This window comes from Cupriavidus sp. IDO (genome assembly GCF_000812465.1).
Taxonomy (GTDB): domain Bacteria; phylum Pseudomonadota; class Gammaproteobacteria; order Burkholderiales; family Burkholderiaceae; genus Cupriavidus.
Map to the genome: position 1 here is coordinate 24,864 of NZ_JWMA01000201.1, position 17,575 is coordinate 42,438.

15 protein-coding genes are annotated in these 17,575 nt (G+C 68.1%); 7 read left to right on the forward strand and 8 right to left on the reverse strand.

Going from position 1 to position 17,575, the window contains the following annotated elements; genetic code table 11:
• Positions 1–109 precede the first annotated feature (109 nt).
• From RM96_RS35580 to RM96_RS35605, 6 genes are all read left to right on the forward strand, one after another.
• Positions 110–2,260: an acetate--CoA ligase family protein gene (locus RM96_RS35580; protein ID WP_052279931.1), complete on the forward strand. Its 2,151-nt coding sequence runs from the start codon at positions 110–112 to the stop codon at positions 2,258–2,260.
• Positions 2,257–3,264, forward strand: coding sequence for a tripartite tricarboxylate transporter substrate binding protein (locus tag RM96_RS35585; RefSeq protein ID WP_039016463.1), 1,008 nt, complete (start codon positions 2,257–2,259; stop codon positions 3,262–3,264). The genes RM96_RS35580 and RM96_RS35585 overlap by 4 nt, the downstream gene beginning before the upstream one ends.
• 14 nt (positions 3,265–3,278) lie before the next feature.
• Positions 3,279–4,163 (forward strand): SDR family oxidoreductase, encoded by an 885-nt coding sequence (locus RM96_RS35590; protein ID WP_039016464.1) that lies wholly within the window; start codon positions 3,279–3,281, stop codon positions 4,161–4,163.
• Complete coding sequence (locus RM96_RS35595) at positions 4,160–5,323, forward strand: acyl-CoA dehydrogenase family protein (RefSeq protein ID WP_039016465.1); 1,164 nt, start codon at positions 4,160–4,162, stop codon at positions 5,321–5,323. The genes RM96_RS35590 and RM96_RS35595 overlap by 4 nt, the downstream gene beginning before the upstream one ends.
• 206 nt (positions 5,324–5,529) lie before the next feature.
• A complete protein-coding gene (locus RM96_RS35600) occupies positions 5,530–7,077 on the forward strand; it encodes an amino acid permease (protein WP_039016466.1) in 1,548 nt (515 codons plus the stop codon).
• A 231-nt stretch (positions 7,078–7,308) separates the two neighbouring features.
• A complete protein-coding gene (locus RM96_RS35605; RefSeq protein WP_039016467.1) occupies positions 7,309–7,674 on the forward strand; it encodes a hypothetical protein in 366 nt (121 codons plus the stop codon).
• Here the strand turns inward: RM96_RS35605 and RM96_RS35610 are convergent, their stop codons facing one another.
• The 3 genes from RM96_RS35610 to RM96_RS35620 all read right to left on the reverse strand — a co-directional run bounded on the left by RM96_RS35610 (position 7,675) and on the right by RM96_RS35620 (position 10,067).
• The gene (locus tag RM96_RS35610; protein ID WP_052279932.1) at positions 7,675–8,442 is read right to left on the reverse strand and encodes an amino acid ABC transporter permease; all 768 of its coding nucleotides are present in this window, start codon (positions 8,440–8,442) and stop codon (positions 7,675–7,677) included. It lies immediately after the preceding gene.
• Complete coding sequence (locus tag RM96_RS35615; protein ID WP_039016468.1) at positions 8,435–9,175, reverse strand: amino acid ABC transporter permease; 741 nt, start codon at positions 9,173–9,175, stop codon at positions 8,435–8,437. Before RM96_RS35615 ends, RM96_RS35610 begins: the two co-directional genes overlap by 8 nt.
• 61 nt (positions 9,176–9,236) lie before the next feature.
• The gene (locus RM96_RS35620) at positions 9,237–10,067 is read right to left on the reverse strand and encodes an ABC transporter substrate-binding protein (RefSeq protein WP_039016537.1); all 831 of its coding nucleotides are present in this window, start codon (positions 10,065–10,067) and stop codon (positions 9,237–9,239) included.
• A gap of 235 nt (positions 10,068–10,302) precedes the next feature.
• On the opposite strand from RM96_RS35620, the gene trhA reads away from it, so the two are divergent.
• The gene (gene trhA, locus RM96_RS35625; RefSeq protein ID WP_039016469.1) at positions 10,303–10,920 is read left to right on the forward strand and encodes a PAQR family membrane homeostasis protein TrhA; all 618 of its coding nucleotides are present in this window, start codon (positions 10,303–10,305) and stop codon (positions 10,918–10,920) included.
• A 49-nt stretch (positions 10,921–10,969) separates the two neighbouring features.
• Here trhA and RM96_RS35630 read toward each other — a convergent pair whose 3' ends face one another.
• The 5 genes from RM96_RS35630 to RM96_RS35650 all read right to left on the reverse strand — a co-directional run bounded on the left by RM96_RS35630 (position 10,970) and on the right by RM96_RS35650 (position 17,554).
• Positions 10,970–13,399, reverse strand: coding sequence for a penicillin acylase family protein (locus RM96_RS35630; protein ID WP_039016470.1), 2,430 nt, complete (start codon positions 13,397–13,399; stop codon positions 10,970–10,972).
• A gap of 131 nt (positions 13,400–13,530) precedes the next feature.
• Entirely contained in the window at positions 13,531–15,141 is a 1,611-nt protein-coding gene (locus tag RM96_RS35635) for a sulfite reductase subunit alpha (protein ID WP_443112298.1), read from the reverse strand.
• Positions 15,138–16,145 carry an FAD:protein FMN transferase gene (locus RM96_RS35640; protein WP_039016471.1) on the reverse strand — a complete coding sequence of 336 codons (1,008 nt, stop codon included), beginning with the start codon at positions 16,143–16,145 and terminating at the stop codon, positions 15,138–15,140. Before RM96_RS35640 ends, RM96_RS35635 begins: the two co-directional genes overlap by 4 nt.
• Positions 16,146–16,161: 16 nt before the next feature.
• Positions 16,162–17,010: a DUF4198 domain-containing protein gene (locus RM96_RS35645; protein ID WP_039016472.1), complete on the reverse strand. Its 849-nt coding sequence runs from the start codon at positions 17,008–17,010 to the stop codon at positions 16,162–16,164.
• Between the two features lie 19 nt (positions 17,011–17,029).
• The gene (locus RM96_RS35650) at positions 17,030–17,554 is read right to left on the reverse strand and encodes a DUF2271 domain-containing protein (RefSeq protein ID WP_039016473.1); all 525 of its coding nucleotides are present in this window, start codon (positions 17,552–17,554) and stop codon (positions 17,030–17,032) included.
• Between the last annotated feature and the right edge of the window lie 21 nt (positions 17,555–17,575).

Consider the following 17,575-nt stretch of genomic DNA (forward strand, 5'->3'; position numbering starts at 1 on the left):
GGCATTCTCTGTTCACAATGTGCACACCTGGAGCCCGAGCCCTTGTCCGTTCGGCTCCCGATAGGCTTGAATCGGGCCACCTTCCGACACAGGAAGGATGGAGATGACGATGACCCTGTCCGCTACGGCGAGCGCTTCGGCGCGCGCCGCCCTCTCGCAACTGCTCGAGCCTGCCTCGATTGCCATTGTCGGCGCCTCGCGCGATACCAGCCGGATCGGCGGCGTGGCGCTGGACCACCTGCAGCGCCTTGGTTACCAGGGCACGATCTGTCCGGTCAATCCGCGCTATGCGGAGATCGCCGGCCTGGCGTGCTATCCCGATGTGGAATCCCTGCCGTACGTGCCCGACGTGGCGGTGCTGGCGCTGGGCGCCGACGAGGTGCTGCCGCAGCTGCAGCGCTGCCACGCGCGCGGCATCCGCGCTGCGATCGTCTACGCCTCGGGCTTTGCCGAAGCCGGGGAAGCGGGCATCGCGCGCCAGGCCGCCCTGACCGCCTTCGCGCGAGAAAGCGGCATGGCCATCGCCGGCCCCAACTGCATGGGGCTGGCCAACCTGACCACGCGCGCCATCACCGCCTTCGCCACCACCTTCCGCGCCTTTCCGCCGCAGGACGGCCCGGGCACCGTCAGCCTGCTGACGCAGAGCGGCAACGTCTGCGCCATCGTCTACGCGACCGGCCGGCAGATGGACGTGGGTTTTCACCAGTTCATCAACACCGGCAACGAGGCCTGCCTGGATTACGCGGACTACCTCGACTTCCTTGCCGACGACCCGCAGACCGGTTCGGTGGTGGGCTATGTGGAAGGCCTGCGCAACGGCAGCCGCTTCATCGATGCCGCGGCGCAGCTGCGTGCGGCGGACAAGCCGCTGATCCTGCTGAAAGCGGGCGAGAGCGAGGCCGGCTCGGCAGCCACCCAATCGCATACCGCCGTGCTGGCCGGCAACCAGGCCATCTACCGCGCCGCGTTCGCACAGCTCGGCGCGATGCAGGCGAGCGACCCGACGCACCTGACCGACCTGGCCTACCTGGCAGGCTTCCGCCATCGCAGCGCCGGGCGCCGCGTGGTAGTGGCCTCGGTGTCGGGCGCAATGGGAGCGCTGTCCGCCGACCTGCTCAGCGCGGCCGGGCTGGAAGTGCCGCAGCTTTCCGCAGCGGTGCAGCAGCGCCTGCTGGCGGCGGTGCCGGAGATCGGCGGTGTGGCCAACCCCGTGGACATGACCGGCCAGCTGTTCAACCGCGATGGCCTGGCCTACGCCGTGCTCGACAACCTGGCCGCCGATGACGGCATCGACGTCATCTACCTCTACGCCACCGCCTACCTGCTCGACCGCGTGGCCGGCGAGCTGATCGAAGTGGCCGGCAAGACCAACCGCCTGATCGTGGTCGCCACCACGGGCGAGCCCGCCAGCCGGGCCAGGCTGGCCGACGCCGGCATCGCGCTGTTCCCGGATTGCGCGCGCGCGGCAAAGGCCCTCGGCACCTACGTGGGCTGGCTCGGCACGGCCGCGCCGACCGCGCGCTGGATGGCGTTGCGCGCGCAGGTGGGCGGCGGCGCGGCCGGCTACATCCCTTCCGGGCCCATGGACGAATACCAGGCCAAGCAATGGCTGGCGGGCTTCGGCGTGCCGGTCAGCACGGAGGTGGTCGCCACCAGCCCCGAAGATGCCGCCAGGGCTGCCACGGGCATCGGTTACCCGGTCGCGGTAAAGGTGCTGAGCCCGGATATCGCCCACAAGACGGAAGTGGGCGGCGTGCGGCTGGGACTGGCCGATGCCGCCCAGGTAGAGGCGGCGGCGGTCGAGGTGGTGGACGCTGCCAGGCGGGCCATGCCGCAAGCCCGCCAGCGTGGCGTGCTGGTACAGCAGATGGCTCGCGGCGTGTGCGAGCTGATCGTGGGCGTGACGCGCGATCCGGTCTTCGGTCCGGCCATGACGGTGGGCCTGGGCGGGATCTTCACCGAGATATTCCACGACGTCGCGCACCGCCTGCTGCCGGTGGACCGGGCCATGGCGCACGAAATGCTTGCCAGCCTGCGCGGCTACCGCCTGATGACCGACTTCCGCGGCAAGCCCGCGGCCGACATCGACGCCGCGGCCGACGCGATTGCCGCGCTGTCCGACGCCGCCATGGCGCTCGGCGACAGACTCACCGAGATGGAGGTGAATCCCTTGCTGGTGCGCGAGGCCGGGCGCGGTGCCGTCGCCCTCGATGCGCTGGTCCTGACAGCGCAAGCGGGCCACGGCGGAGGGTTGCAATGACGCAGGACACGACGGAGTCAGCCGACCGGATCGACTGCCGGCGCCGCAACACGCTCGCGCTGCTGGCCATGGCGCCGCTGGGCACCCTGATATCGCGCCACGTACTGGCCAACAGCTTTCCCACCCAGCCGGTCACGCTGATCGTGCCCTTCGCGGCCGGCGGCGCCACCGATACGCTGGTGCGCACGCTGGCCGAAGGCGCCAGCAAGACGCTCGGCCAGCGCGTCATCGTCGAGAACCGGCCCGGCGCGGCGGGCGGGCTCGGCGCCAACGTCGTGGCGCGCGCAAAGCCCGACGGCTACACGCTGACGGTGATGCCGGAACCGGTGTTCCGCCTCCCTCACCTGCAGAAGACACAGTTCGACCCGATGCAGGACTTCACCTACGTCATCCACCTGACCGGCTACACACTGGGCGTGGCGGTGCGCGCCGACGCGCCGTGGAAGTCCTGGCAGGAGATGGTCGAAGATGCCCGCCGCCGCCCTGGCAGGATCAGCTACGGCAGCACGGGCACCAACAGCACCATGCACGTGACGATGGAAGAGATCAGCCAAAAGCTCGGCATCCAGCTCAACCATGTGCCGTACAAGGGCGAGTCCGAGATCATCACCGCGATGATGGGTGAACATATCGACCTGGCGGTCACCGCCGGCGGCATCGGCCCCTACGTGGACAGCGGCAAGGCACGCTGGCTGGTGCTGTGGACCGCTGCGCATTCGCACCGCTGGCCCAGTGCGCCGACGCTGCGCGACGTCGGCATCGACATGGAGTCGACCTCGCCGTTCGGCATTGCGGGCCCGCGCAATATGGATCCGCGGGCGGTACAGGTGCTGCACGACGCGTTCCGCAAGGCACTGAACGATCCGGCGATGCGGAAGATGCTGGTGCGCTTTGACCAGGAGACCGCCTACCTGAACAGCGCCGGCTACACGGCCTTCGCGCGCCAGCGCTACGACAGCCAGGGCAAGCTCGTGAAGCGGCTCGGCCTGACCGCCAATCCATGATCCAGGAGACCGGCATGCAATACCGTTCCATCTTTCATCGCGAGCTGTTCGCGGGCCGCGCCATCCTGGTCACCGGCGGCGGCAGCGGCATCGGCCGCTGCACCGCGCATGAGCTGGCCAGCCTCGGAGCAAGCCTCGCGCTGGCCGGCCGCAAGCTGGAGAAGCTCGAGCAGGTGAAAGCGGAAATCGTCGCAGCCAAGCCAGAGGCTGCCAATCGCATCTCGCTGCATGTCTGCGATATCCGCGACGAGGCGCAGGTGCGCGACACCATCGCCGCTGTACTGAAGACGCACGGCCGCATCGACGGCCTGTTCAACAACGCGGGCGGCCAGTTCCCGTCGCCGCTGCGGGACATCAGCCTGAAGGGCTGGGAAGCCGTGGTGCGCAACAACCTGACCGGCGGCTTCCTGGTGGCGCGCGAGTGCTTCACGCAATGGATGGAAGCCAACGGGGGCGCCATCGTCAACATCATCGCCGACATGTGGAACGGCATGCCGGGCATGGGGCATTCCGGCGCGGCGCGTGCCGGCATGCTGTCGTTCACCGAAACCGCGGCATGCGAATGGGCCGCTGCCGGCGTGCGCGTCAACGCGGTGGCGCCGGGCTGGATTGCTTCCAGCGGCTTCGATACCTATCCGCCCGAGTTCCAGGCGAAGATCCGCCAGCTCGCGCGCAAGGTGCCGCTGCAACGGCTGGGAACCGAGGCAGAGGTCTCCGCCGCAGTTGCCTTCCTGCTGTCGCCAGCGGCGGCCTTCATCACCGGCTCGACCATCCGCATCGACGGCGGTGTGCCAAACGCCAAACACACGTGGCCGCAGCCGGAACACCGGCGCTCCGAGCCGTTCAATGGCTTTCCGCTCTACACGCTGCCGCAGTGCCTGACGCCCTCCGCCGAATGAACGACACCATGATCCTGCAGCCGCCAAACCCGCGCTACTACAGCGCCGATCACGAATCGTTCCGCGCCTCCGTGCGCCGCTTCTTCGAGAAAGAGGTGGCGCCCAATGCCGAGGCCTGGGACGAAGCCGGCAGCTTTCCGCGCGAGCTGTACCGCAAGGCGTCCGAGGCCGGGTTGCTGCAGCCAGGCTTTCCGGAGGAATACGGCGGCGCGCCATGCGATGCGTTCTATCGCATGATCCTGTTCGAGGAGCGCGCCTGGGGTGGCTCCGGCGGGATTGCGTCGGGGCTGTTCTCGCACACCATCGGCGCGCCGCCGATTGCGGCGGCGGGCAGCGAGGCACTGAGGGCACGCGTGCTGCCGCAGATCCTGTCCGGCGAAAGGATCTCCGCGCTGGCCATCACCGAGCCCGACGCCGGTTCCGACGTCGCGCAGCTTTCGACCAGTGCGCGGCGCGAGGGCGGCCATTACGTGGTCAACGGCACCAAGCTTTACATCACCTCCGGCATGCGCGCCGACTACTTCACTGTGGCCGTGCGCACCGGCGGCCCCGGCGCGGGCGGCGTATCGCTGCTGCTGATCGAGGGCGACACCCCCGGCCTCGCGCGCATGCCGCTGAAGAAGATGGGCTGGTGGGCATCTGACACTGCGCAGCTGTTCTTCGAGGACTGCCGCGTTCCTGTGGAAAACCTGATCGGCGAGGAAGGGAGGGGCTTCGCTGCCATCACGAAGAACTTCAACCACGAGCGGCTGGCGCTGGCTGCTGCCGCCTGCGGCTACGCGCAGGTTTGCTTCCACGATGCGCTGGCCTGGACCCGCGAGCGCCACACCTTCGGCAAGCGGCTGGCCGACCACCAGGTGGTGCGCCACCAGCTGGTGGACATGGCCACGCGGATCGAATCCACACGCGCCCTGCTGGACGACCTGGCCGCGCGCCTCGACGACGGCGCCGCGCCGGTGGCGCAGATCGCCATGGCCAAGAACATGGCCACGCGCACCTTCCAGTTCTGCGCCGACCGCGCCGTGCAGCTGCTGGGCGGCATGGGCTATATGCGCGGCAGCCGGGTCGAGCGGCTCTATCGCGAGGTCAAGGTGATGATGATCGGCGGCGGGGCCGAGGAGATCATGAAGGACCTGGCGGCAAAGCAGCTGGGGTTGTAGCGGCAGGTATTGCGGACAGGGTGGCGCCTTTCGCTGTGCCCGTTTTCTCTTATGATGCCGCCCAACATACCGGCCGGTAGATCCGGGGGGAGGCAGAGGGCGGATACCGGCGCGACCGGCGTAGCTGGCGGACGAGCCGGCGCCCGCGGCCTTTCAGCCCGGCACCGGCTTATTGCGCAGCCAATGCGCCCTGTCGCTTACGCCTGATGACCACCCAACCTTCCCCCGCGGGCGCGCATGCGCCCGCGCTGCGCCGCACCCTGCGCGCACGGCACCTCACCATGATCGCCATCGGCGGCTCGATCGGCACGGGGCTCTTCGTGGCGTCGGGTGCCACCATCGCGCAGGCCGGCCCCGGCGGCGCACTGGCCGCCTATGTGCTGATCGGCGCGATGGTGTACTTCCTGATGACCAGCCTTGGCGAGCTCGCCGCCTATATGCCGGTGTCGGGCTCCTTTGCCACCTATGGCGCGCTCTATGTGGACGAGGGCTTCGGCTTCGCGCTCGGCTGGAACTACTGGTACAACTGGGCCGTGACCATCGCTGTGGAGCTCGCGGCGGCACAGCTGGTCATGCAGTACTGGTTCCCCGATACGCCGGGCGTGCTGTGGAGCGCGCTGTTTCTCGGGCTGATGTTCGCGCTCAACGCGATCTCGGTGCGCGGCTTCGGCGAAGCCGAGTACTGGTGCGCGCTGGTGAAGGTGGTCACCGTGATCGCCTTCATCATCATCGGCACGCTGATGATCTTCGGCATCCTGCGCGGCGACCTCTCTGCGTCGCACGGCCTGGCCAACCTCACCATGGGCGACGCGCCCTTCGTCGGTGGCCTGCCGGCGCTGATCGGCGTGGCGATGATCGCGGGCTTTTCGTTCCAGGGCACGGAGCTGATCGGCGTGGCCGCCGGTGAATCGGCCGACCCGGCGAAGAATATTCCGAGCGCCGTGCGGCAGGTGTTCTGGCGCATCCTGCTGTTCTACGTGCTGGCAATCCTGATCATCGGCATCCTGATTCCCTACACCGATCCCAGCCTGCTCAAGAGCGACGTGCAGACCGTGGGCGTAAGCCCGTTCACGCTGGTGTTCCGCCATGCGGGCCTCGCCTTTGCCGCGGGCGTGATGAACGCGGTGATCCTGACCGCGGTGCTGTCGGCCGGCAACTCCGGCATGTATGCCTCCACCCGCATGCTCTACAACCTGGCTACCGAAGGCCGCGCCCCGCGCATGTTCGCGCAGCTCACGCGCAACGGCGTGCCGCTGGTGGCGCTGCTGGCCACCACGGCCGTGGGCGCGCTGTGCTTCCTGACCTCGCTGTTCGAGAGCAAGTCGGTCTACCTGTGGCTGCTCAACCTGTCTGGCATGACCGGCTTTATTGCCTGGCTCGGCATTGCCGTGAGCCACTACCGCTTCCGCAAGGGCTTCGTGGCGCAGGGGCTGGACCTGGACCGCCTGCCCTACCGCTCGCCGTTCTTTCCGTACGGGCCGATCTTTGCGTTCGCGCTGTGCATGATCGTCACGCTGGGCCAGAACTACCAGGCATTCGCCGACGGCAAGATCGACTGGGTGGCCGTGACCGCCACCTATATCGGCATCCCGATCTTCCTGCTGATCTGGCTGGGCTACCGCATGGTGCGCAAGACGCGCTTCGTGCCCTATGCCGAGATGAGATTCCCCGCCCTTCCGGTGGCTTGCGACGACGCACCCATGCGCGGCGCGGTGCCGGTGGCGGCTGAATTGGGGCCATTCCCGGGCGCCTGATAACAAATGGAATGAACAGCACAACGCCGGCGCATTGCACTCACGGCATGGCCGACTAGACTGCATGGATGCATCTGCGCGATCATCGCGCCGGCCGGAGGGGTCTGTCATGGCAACCGCAGCGGGCTGCACCACGGGGAATCGTTCTTCGCGCATTCAGCCGACTCTGCGCCGACACCCCGCTTGCGGGCGCGCACCTTCCGGATCATCCGGCCTGAACGGGAGAGCCACGTGACCGACGCCAGCGACAAGCCATCCACACCGCCAGCGCCTTCGCCGCCAAAGCCGCAACTGGTGCCCACCGGCTATCGGCAGGGGATCATCACCGCCATCACCGTATTGCTGGGCTTCTCGCTGGCGTTCTGGCGCTTCTGGGGATTCGAGAGCCCCGGCCATTGGAACGCACGCGCCCTGTTCGCCGCCGTATCGCTGGTGGCCGCTGTCACGCTGCAGATCATCTCGCTCTTCCGTGCGCTGCGCATCGAGGATGACGAAGTGGGCGAGTACCGCCGGACCGTCCGCTGGTTCATCGCCTCCGCCATCGCCCTGCTGGTGGGCCTGTTCGCCGCAATGCTGGATGCGGCGCTCGGCAGTTGATCAGCGCGCTTCCGGCCGAGCGGGACGCCACATGCGGGAGATGCCGGTTCGAGCGCGGGCTTGCGGGCGGATGGTACGCAGCGCCAGCAGTCCTGTAGCGATGCTTTCGATCGCGAAGCAGATCAAGAAGTAGAGCACCGCCACCGCCGCAAAGACCTCCGCGGCATAGCCCATGCTGCGGCCATTGACCTGCGTGGCGACGGTGGACAACTCCGTCACGCCGACGATATAGGCCAGCGACGTGTCCTTGGTCAGCGACACCCACGTGTTCGCCAGCGACGGCAGCATCGCGCGCAGCGTCTGCGGCAGGACGATATGCCATAGCGCCCGCACCGGTGCCAGCCCCAGCGCAAGTGCCGCTTGTTGCTGCCCACGGCCGATGGCGGCAAACCCCGCACCCAGCGTTTGCGCGATATAGGCCGCACCGATCAGCGCGAGCGCGAGGATCACCGTCAGCACCTCTCCGACCTGCACGCCGGCCAGCATCGGCAACAGGAAGTAGGTCCAGAAAATCAGCATCAGCACCGGGATCGCGCGCAGCACTGCCAGCAGCGCGCGCAATGGCCTTGTCACGGCAGGCGGGGCGAGTTCCAGCATGATCGCCAGCACAATGCCGAGAACCGTGGCGCCGGCGCACGCGAGCACGGCCATCAGCAGTGTGAGCACGGCACCAGCCAGCGGGCCATCGGGGAATGTGCCCTTCAGCAGGTAGGGAAGCTGGCCGAGCACCAGTGCGAGGCCCGCCGGCAGGCCGGTGGTGTCAGGCATGGCGCGCTCCGGCCCAGCCCAGGCGGTGCAGCGCGAGCGGGGCGAGCGCCTGCAGCAACAGGATCAGCGCCAAGTACAGGAGCGTGGCGATGCCGAAGGCCTGGAACGCCATCAACGTATCGGTCTCGACCTGGCGTGCGGTGTATGACAGTTCGGCAAAGCCGGTCGCCATCGCCAGCGAGGTGTTCTTGATGGTCTGGCAGAACTGTCCCACCATCGGGCGCGCAGCGATGTGCAGCGCCTGCGGCAATACGATGCGCCACCACGCCGCGCGCGGTGCGAACCCCAAAGCCAACGCCGCAGCGTACTGCCCGCGCGGGACGGCAGCGAGTCCCGCCTCCAGCTCCTGCGCATAGAAGGCACTGGCATAGAGGCCAATGCCGAAGACGCTCGCCAGCGCTTCCAGCGAAGGCGCCGGCAGCGTCAGGCCGCCGAGCGTGACCCCGCGCCAGTCCAAGAGCGCGCCAATGGCGGCATCGCCGAGCAGTTGCGCGGCGCCGAAGTACCAGAAGAACAGTTGCACCAGCAGCGGTGTCTTGCGCAGAAACCCGATCGCTGTGGTGGCGGCAATGCGCACCGGCCGCAGCGGCGCACGCCGCAGCAACAGCCAGCCCGCGGCCAGCGCACAGCCGAGGACGAAGACTGCCAGCGACAATGCCACGGTCATGGCAAAGCCGCCGAGCAGCCAGTGCAGGTATTTGGCGGGCAGGGGTTGCCAGAGAATGGAATGCATTAGAGGCAGTGGATTCGGTAACTCCCCTCTCCCGCAGGGCGGGAGAGGGGAGAAAACCCTCTCACTTCACAGAGCTCCCGATCGTGAAATCACGTGCCAGCGGCGCAGCGCTCTTCGGCCCGAACCATTTGTCGTAGATGCGCGCGGCCACGCCGGTCTTCTCCAGATCCAGCAGGATCTGGTCGATCGAGGCCTGCAGGCGGTCCTCGCCCTTGGCAATGCCCACGCCCATGTACTCGCGCGTCAGCGTGAAGGCAGAGATCTCGAACTGGTCCTTGTTTGGCAGCGTGGCCAGCAGCGCACCGAGCTTGGCGCCGTCCTGGGCAAAGGCCTGGATCGCGCCGCTGCGCAGGGCCGACAGCGCCAGCGGGGAATCGTCATAGGCGATCACGCGCGCTTCCGGGTACTTCTGGCGCAGCGTGGTCTCCTGCGTTGTGCCCTTGTCAACGCCGAGGCGCCAGGTCTTCAGGTCATCCGGCTGGTGCAGCGCGCCCTTCTTCGAGATGAACTGCAGGCCGCTGGCGAAGTACGGCGTGGAGAAACTGATCTGCTGGCGGCGCTCATCCGTGATGGTGAAATTGGCGGCAACGATATCGACCTTCTGCGAAGCGAGCAGAGGAATCCGGTTGGCCGGGTTGGTGGCACGGAACTCGGCCTTCACGCCAAGGCGCCTGGCGATCTCCTGCGCGTAATCGACGTCGAGGCCCGCCGGCGCACTGGTCTTCGCATCGACAAAGCCGAACGGCGGATTGGCATCGAACACGCCCACGCGCAGCACGCCGGCCTTGCGGATATCGTCCAGGCGATCGGCCATGGCCATGCCCGGGGCCAGTACGGTGAGGCCGGCAATCAGCGTCAGGGCGGCGCGGATCAGAGGGGAACGGGAACGCATCGGTGTCTTCTCGCTAAGGTTGGATGGCCAGACGATAGCGGTGCGCAGGCACACAGGGAACGAATGGATTTGCAGATACATATGCCCGGCATCGCGTTGCCACCAGGCAACGCGCCCTTGCGGCAATCAGGGCTTTCCCGCGGATTCCCCGCCAACTCATGCGAAAATGGCCGCTCACGCATCCGCCTGCGACCAGCCGGATGCGCGCCACCTGATCTTTCCCGGAGACCGACGCATGTACCGCGGAGAACGTTTCAATGGCTACAGTCACCTCGCGGGGGCCGTCCTCGCTGCTGCCGGCATGGCAGTACTGGTGACGTCCTCGGCGCTGTACCACGACACGTGGAAGGTCGTCAGTTCGGTGGTGTACGGCACCACGCTGGTCCTGCTCTACACCATCTCCACGCTGTATCACAGCCTGCGCGGGCCGGCCAAGGACTTCTTCCAGCGGCTCGACTACTGCGCCATCTACCTGCTGATCGCGGGCAGCTATACGCCCTTCGCACTGGTCACGCTGCGCGGCCCGTGGGGCTGGGCCCTGTTCGGCGTCAACTGGGCGCTGGCGGCCATCGGCATCGCGCAGGAGTTGTGGATCGGCCGGCGCACGCGCGTGTTCTCGCTACTGATCTACGTGGTGATGGGCTGGCTGGTGCTGATTGCCTTCGGGCCGCTCGCCGCGGCCTTGCCCAAGGCCGGGCTGTGGTGGCTGGTCGCGGGGGGTGCGCTTTATACGGCGGGGATCGGGTTCTTCCTCTTCGACGAGAAGGTGCGGCATTTCCATGGGATCTGGCACCTGTTCGTGCTGGCGGGCAGTGCCTGCCAGTTTGTCAGCATCCTCTGGTACGTCGGCTAGCCGACGGTATCGCTCGCGCCGGGACGGCTCCCGGCGCGCTTCCTCTCAGTTACTGCGGCACCAGCTCCAGCCGCTCACGGCTCTCCTTCTCCACCGCCTTGCGCGTATAGACCAGCGGGAAATACTCCCCCTTGGCCCACAGCGGCGCCAGATCCCGGTAATGCGGACTGGCTGGGTTGCCCGACTGCCCCGGCGTGTTGACCACGCGCGATGCGTCCCAGTTGCCCACATCCAGCACCATGCGGAACGACGCGCCGCCAGTCAGCCGGAAGTCGCTGTTGCGGTAGCTGGTATTCATCGGCGTGAACGCCGAGCCGCCGATTGGGCCGGCGTTGACGTCGTATTGCCGGCGCTCGGCTTCCGTGAGGATCGGCTCCATCGGATGTGCGAAGACAGCCGTGTGCAGCTTGCCCCATTGCCAGGTGCGCATGTCACCGCCGAGCTTCGCTTCCACTTCGGCCATGGCGCTCTTGAGCGAGGCCAGCATGACCTCGTTGCGTTGTGCCACCGGCATCCATGACGCCGGCTGTTCCAGGACCTCGATCATGCGTGCGGCATCGCCGGCGCCGATCAGCTTCGCCGCTTCTGGCGAGGGGATTGCGCGCACCACGGCCGGGCGCAGGTGCTTGCTGAACCAGACCTCGAACAATGCCGCCGGAGCGCTGTCGGCACGCTCGTTGCCGTCCCAGCCGCGCAGCAGGTCCAGCCCGCGCGCGAGTTGCGGATCGTCGGAGCGTACGTCCCCGAGCACCGCCACCACGCGCTGCGCGGGCAGCGAAACGGTGTCGTTCTGCCACGCCATCGAGTCCTTCACCGAGCTGCGCGGATTGGCCGCCACCAGGCTCTTGAGCCGGCGCGCGCGCGAGCTGTCGCTCCACTCGTAGCCAACGCCCAGTTTGGCCGCCGGATGATCGGGCGGAATGTTGTTCTCATTGGCCGTGACGATGTAGCCGGCCGCCGGATTGTAGGCCCACGGCAGTTCGTCCATGTTGCGATAGCCGGCCCATTCGTAGCGGCCGTCGCCCGGCACCGGCGTCAGGCCGTCCCAGTTGGGGCGGTTCACGGTCAGCCCGCCGGGCACCCAGCCGATATTGCCGCCGGTGTCGGCATAGACCTGGTTCTCGCCGGGTGCGCCCCAGCGGTTCATGGCGGCGCGGAACTGATCCCAGTTGCGCGCGCGCATATAGTCCATCGAGCCGAAGTACGGCGCCATGCCGTAGTCCAGCCACGCGGCGCGCAGCGCCCAGGCCTGTGCGCGCTTGGCGTCGGCATACAGCACCGGGCCGTGGCGGGTGAAGTCGATGGTGACCTTGCGCGGTGCAGGTTCGCCCTTCACCGCGATTTCCTCGGTGAGGGTCTCCATCGGCTCCCAGCGGCCCTTGTACTTGTACTCGTGCGGATTGGCCGGGTTGGTCTCGTAGGTATAGAGATCCTCCTGGTCCATGTAGAACCGCGTCAGCCCGAATGCGATGGTGCCGTTATGGCCGATCGAGATGCCTGGCAGGAACGGCTCGCCCGCGCCGATGACCGACAGTCCCGGCGCATTGAGATGGCTGATGTAGCGCAGGCTCGGCGCACCGTGCGAGCGGTGCGGATCGTTGGCCAGGATGGGCCGGCCAGTGGTGGTGCGCTTGCCGCCGATGACCCAGTTGTTGGAGCCCAGGCTGCGCCCGGTGTCGCTGTTGGGGTCCACCAGCGCGTAGAGCTGGTCGAGCGGTATGGCGTCGGCCTTCGCGCTGGTCCAGGCTTCCCTGGGGAAGCGCGCCGAGGCCGTCGCCAGGTCGTAGGCGCGGCGCAGTTCGGCAGCAGGCACCGAGCAGGTCTCGAGCCCCGCCGGCAGCTTCGGTTCGACCGGCGGATCGAGCTCGCGGCGCAGCCAGTCGGCGCGCGCGGCTGTGTCCCTGGCTTCGCAGTAGACACGCGCCCGGTCGATTTCGCCGGTGAAATTGAGCGTCAGGCCATGGTGGCGGATGCGCACGATGTCTTCCGCACGCCAGCGCGCAGGCTTGTAATTCAGCTTGCGGAATTCCGGGGGCAACAGCTCCGGCTTGCTCTCGGTCAGCGCCACATAGGCATTCACGCCGGCAACGAACGCCTCGGCCACGCGCTTGGCGTCGGAGCCGTAGGCCAGCCATTCGCGGTACATGTCGCCGCGGAACAGCACGGCGCGCGCCATGCGGTCACCTTCGACATAGGCCGGGCCGAAATCCTTCGCCATCTCGCCCAGCCCGCGCTTGCGCCACAGGTCGATCTGCCAGAGCCGGTCGCGCGCGGCCATGAAGCCCTGCACGTAGAAAGCGTCATAGAGCGTGTTGGCGTAGATGTGCGGCACGCCCCAGCGATCCACCAGGATGCTGGCGGGCTTCTCAAGCCCGGAAACGGCGAAGCGCTCGGCGTGCGCGGGGCCTTCGGCCAGTGCGGCGGAGGTGGTGGCGAGCAATGCCAGCACGGCGGCCAGCCTGCGGGGGGTGCGTAACATCAGGTCTCCTCGGTTTTTATGATGGGCTGCGCGATATGCCGCACAGTTCACACCGAGGATAGAGGAAGCTTGCCGCGCGGGCGAGCCGCGCGGCTGATCTCCGCACGCTGGATTGCGTGCGGTGCAGCAAGTCAGTAGACGTCCCGGCGATAGCGGCCCGCGTCGGCCAGGCGGCGCAGGCCGTCCTCGCCCAGGATCTCTGTCAGCGCGTCGTCGACCCCGGCAGCCATACCTTGCAGGCTGCCGCAGACGTAGATGGCCGCGCCGGCCTCGATCCATTCGCGCAGGGCATCGGCATGCCGCCACACGGCGTCCTGCACGTAGCGCAGTGCGCCGCCGTCGCGGGACCAGACCAGGTCGAGGCGTTCGAGTACGCCTTCGGCCTGCCATGCCGCGAGTTCATCGCTGAAGAAGCCGTCGTGCCGCGCCGAACGTTCGCCGAACAGCAGCCAGTTGCGGTGACGGCCCGCCACAGCGCGCGCCTTCAGATGTGCGCGCAATCCGGCCAGGCCGGTCCCGTTGCCGATCTGGATCATCGGGCGATCACCGGCAGGCGGATGGAAGCTGCGGTTGGGGCGGATGCGCAGCGCAATGCGCGCGCCGGCGGGCGCATGCTGCGTCAGCCAGCCGGAGGCCAGTCCGAGCCGGCCGTCCTCATAGCGGGTCTGCCGCACCAGCAGGTCAAGCTGGCCGTCCTGGGGCAGCGAGGCGATCGAATATTCGCGGTGCGGCAGTGCCGGCAGGGTGTCGATCAGCCGTTGCGGCGGCAAACCCTGCATCGCCGCGAAGGCCGGTTCGGGCAGCGGCATCCGCGTGGCGAGTGCCTCGGCCAGCGTCATCGCATGGCCGTCGCAGCGCACGCGCGTGGCGCCATCCAGCGTGAGGCGCTCCAGCAACCGGTCGACTTCGGCGGGCGCGTGGCACGGGCCGATCTCGGCGATATCGCCGGGCTGCCAGTCCAGCGCCGCTGCATCGGCAGGTGTCAGCGAGAGGTGAAACGCCGGCGCGCCCTGGCTGCCGGGATTGACGTGATGGCGCGCCGCCAACCGCCAGTTGCCGTAGCGCGGACGCTCCCAGTCGGCAATCTCGGCACCGCCGCTGAGCGCCGACAGGTGGTTCTGCCAGTGGCGTAGCGCACCGGCATCGCCGTTGTCGACTTCGATCAGGTCGAACAGCGGCTGCGCGTGGTGGCGTTGCAGCCAGTCGGACAAGGCGTGGCCGAAGGCGCAGAAGCGCGCGTAGCTGCTGTCGCCGAGCGCAAGAACGCCATAGCGCAGCTGGCGCAGGCCGTCGTGCCCGGACAGCAGGCGGCGCGTGAAGCCCGAAGCGCTGTCAGGCGCATCGCCTTCGCCCGTGGTGCTGACGACGAACAGGGCCTGCCGGCAGGCTGCGAGACGGCCCGCATCGAGATCGGCCAGCGACAGCAACTGCACGGGCATGCCTGCGCCCTGCAGGGCCGTTGCGGTCTGCAAGGCGAGCTGTTCGGCAAAGCCGGTCTGGCTGGCGTAGGCGACCAGCGTCGCGCCCTCCTTGTCCGCACTGCCCGACAGCGCCGACACGCGCGCGCGACGGCGACGATGGTGCGCAAGCACCGCGCCGCAGAAGCCTGCGTAGGCAAGCACCACGCCCGCGGCCATGCCCGCGCGCGACGGGCTCGACATGGCCAGCGCCACGCCGGCGACGGCTGTCAGCCAGCTCGCGCTGCCGGCCAAATCCGTCAGCATCGGGCTGCCGTCGCTCATGCCAGCATCGCGGCAAACGCCGGGGAGAGATGCTCATCAAAGCCATCGGGGTGCCGCACCAGAAAGCACGCGGCAATGCCGTGGCGGCGCGCGTGTTCCATGCCGGCTTGCGGGCCCAGCACGGTCAGCGCAGTGGACAGCGCATCGGCCATCATGCACTGCGCATGCAGCACGGTGACCGATGCCAGCGCGTGACTGGCAGGATAGCCGGTACGCGGATCGATGGTGTGGGCATAGCGGCGGCCACCGCTGTCGAAAAAGCGCCGGTAGTCGCCCGAGGTCGCCACCGACAGGCCGTGCAGCGCGACCAGCGTCTGTTCGTCGGACTCGCGCTGCACGCCCGGCGGCGCTTCCAGCGCCACCCACCACGGCATGCCGTCCGGCTTGACGCCGTGGCCACGCAGTTCGCCGCCGATCTCGGTGAGGTGATGGGACAGGCCCTGTGCATCGAGATAGCGAGCCACGGCGTCCACGGCAAAGCCCTTGGCAATGGCGCAGAAGTCCAGCGAAACGCCCCCAGGCTGCTGGGCGCGCCTTGCGCCGATATCCAGTTCGATACGTGCCCAGCCACATTGCTGCCGCGCCTGCGCGACCTGATCGGCGGACGGCGGCGTGTCGCGCCGCGGCGCCGGGCCGAAGCCCCACAGGTCCACCAGCGGCCCGGCACTCGGGTCATAGGCGCCGCCGCTGTCGCGCGCCACCTGCAACGCGGTTTGCAGCACGTGAAAGCAATCGTCCGGCAGCGCGTGCCAACTGCCCGGCGCAGCGCGGTTGAAGCGGCTGAGATCCGAATCCGGCACCCAGTTGCTCATCTGCGCGATCACGCCATCGAGCACGGCCTGGATGCCTTGCAGGATCCCACCCCCATTCGCCGAAGGCGGCAGCACGGCCACCACCGACCAGGTGGTGCCCATGGTCTCGCCGCCCCAGCGATGCACCCGCGCATCAGCGGCGAGCGGCACCGGGGGCGCGGACAAGGAAACGGGGATCAGGACGCGATTCAAACCGGGACTGGCGGGTTTATTGCGGCAGCACTTCCATCGTCACCGCATAGGTGGCGCGGCGGGACTTGGCGGGCTTGACCGACGCCTTGTCGTCGCGCACCTCCGCTTCGAGCCAGTACATGCCCGGCGCCGGCCACTTGACGCTGAACTTGCCGTCAGCGTCGGTGGTAGCGCTGAACTCCTGCAACTGGTCGCGGTAGCGGATGCCGCCCGGCACCACCGAGACCTTCAGGTTGCCGGCAGGCTTGCCGTCCAGCAGCAGGCGGAAGCTGGCCGTGTCGCCGGCGACGAGATCGTTCGGGTGCGTGATCGGCGCCAGTTCCAGGCCACGGCCGGTGGTACGCAGGCCCTTGTCGCTCGGCTTGCCGGCGGTGACGAAGGACTCGACGCGGCCTTCGGCCTGCGTGACCTGCAGGTCCTGCGCGTTGGCGGGCACTTCCTTCGCGAACGACTCGGCCGTGCCGCGCCAGCGCCTGGTCTGGCCATCTACCTTGTAGCTGGCGAACAGGCCCTGGTTGACCACGGAAACCTTGTACGTGCCGGGCTGGCTCAGGTGCAGGTCGAAGGTGCTGCGATAGCGGCTGGTGGAGGTGTTCTCGGCCTTCACCGCGCTGCCGTCGGGCGCCGTCACTTGCAGGTTGTCCAGGCGCAGCGGCACGTGTTCGAAGTAGAACAGGTCGTTGGACACGGCGGCATCCACCGTGACCCACGGATCGCTGCCGGACAGCACTGTGGCCGAAGGCAACAGCCATTGGCGGTGGGCATGCGCGGCCAGCGGCGCCAGTGCGGCAAGGGCCAGCACGGCAATACGGCTGGCGAAACTGCGGGTCGGGCGTGCGGCGGACAGGATGGCGGAAATGTTCATCGTCGAGGCTCCGGAGAGATTACGGCTTCAGGTCGACGGTCACGCCGCCGAGTTCGTGTTCGCCCTTGGCGCGGGCGGTCTGCGCGGATTGCGGCGGCCACGTGAATGGCACGCGCAGCAGCTCGCGGCCGCCCACTTCACGCGCGGCTTCGACCACGAGCTGGTAGTTGCCGGCCGGCAGCTTGCCCAGCGGGGCCTTGCCGTCGGTGAAGCTCACCGTTTGCTCGCCGGCCGCGCGGGTCGCGCCGGAAACGCCGTCGGCCGGCATCTGCATGTCGCGGCCGGCCTTGCGCCACCACTGGCGCATGTCCTTGAGCCACTTGGTGCCCTCGCCGTCCTTGTGCTTCACGTCGTACCAGACGGCCAGCGTCGATACCGGGCTCTGGTCGGCACGCTCGACCCACATCGCCACATAGGGACGGTGGTATTCCGCGACGTTCAGGCGCGGGATTTCCACCTTGACGTTCATTTCGGCCGCCATGGCCGGGCCGGCCAGGGGAACCGCGGCCATGCCGGTCAGGGTGACGGTGAGCAGTCGGCGCATATCGAAGAAACCTCGTCAGAG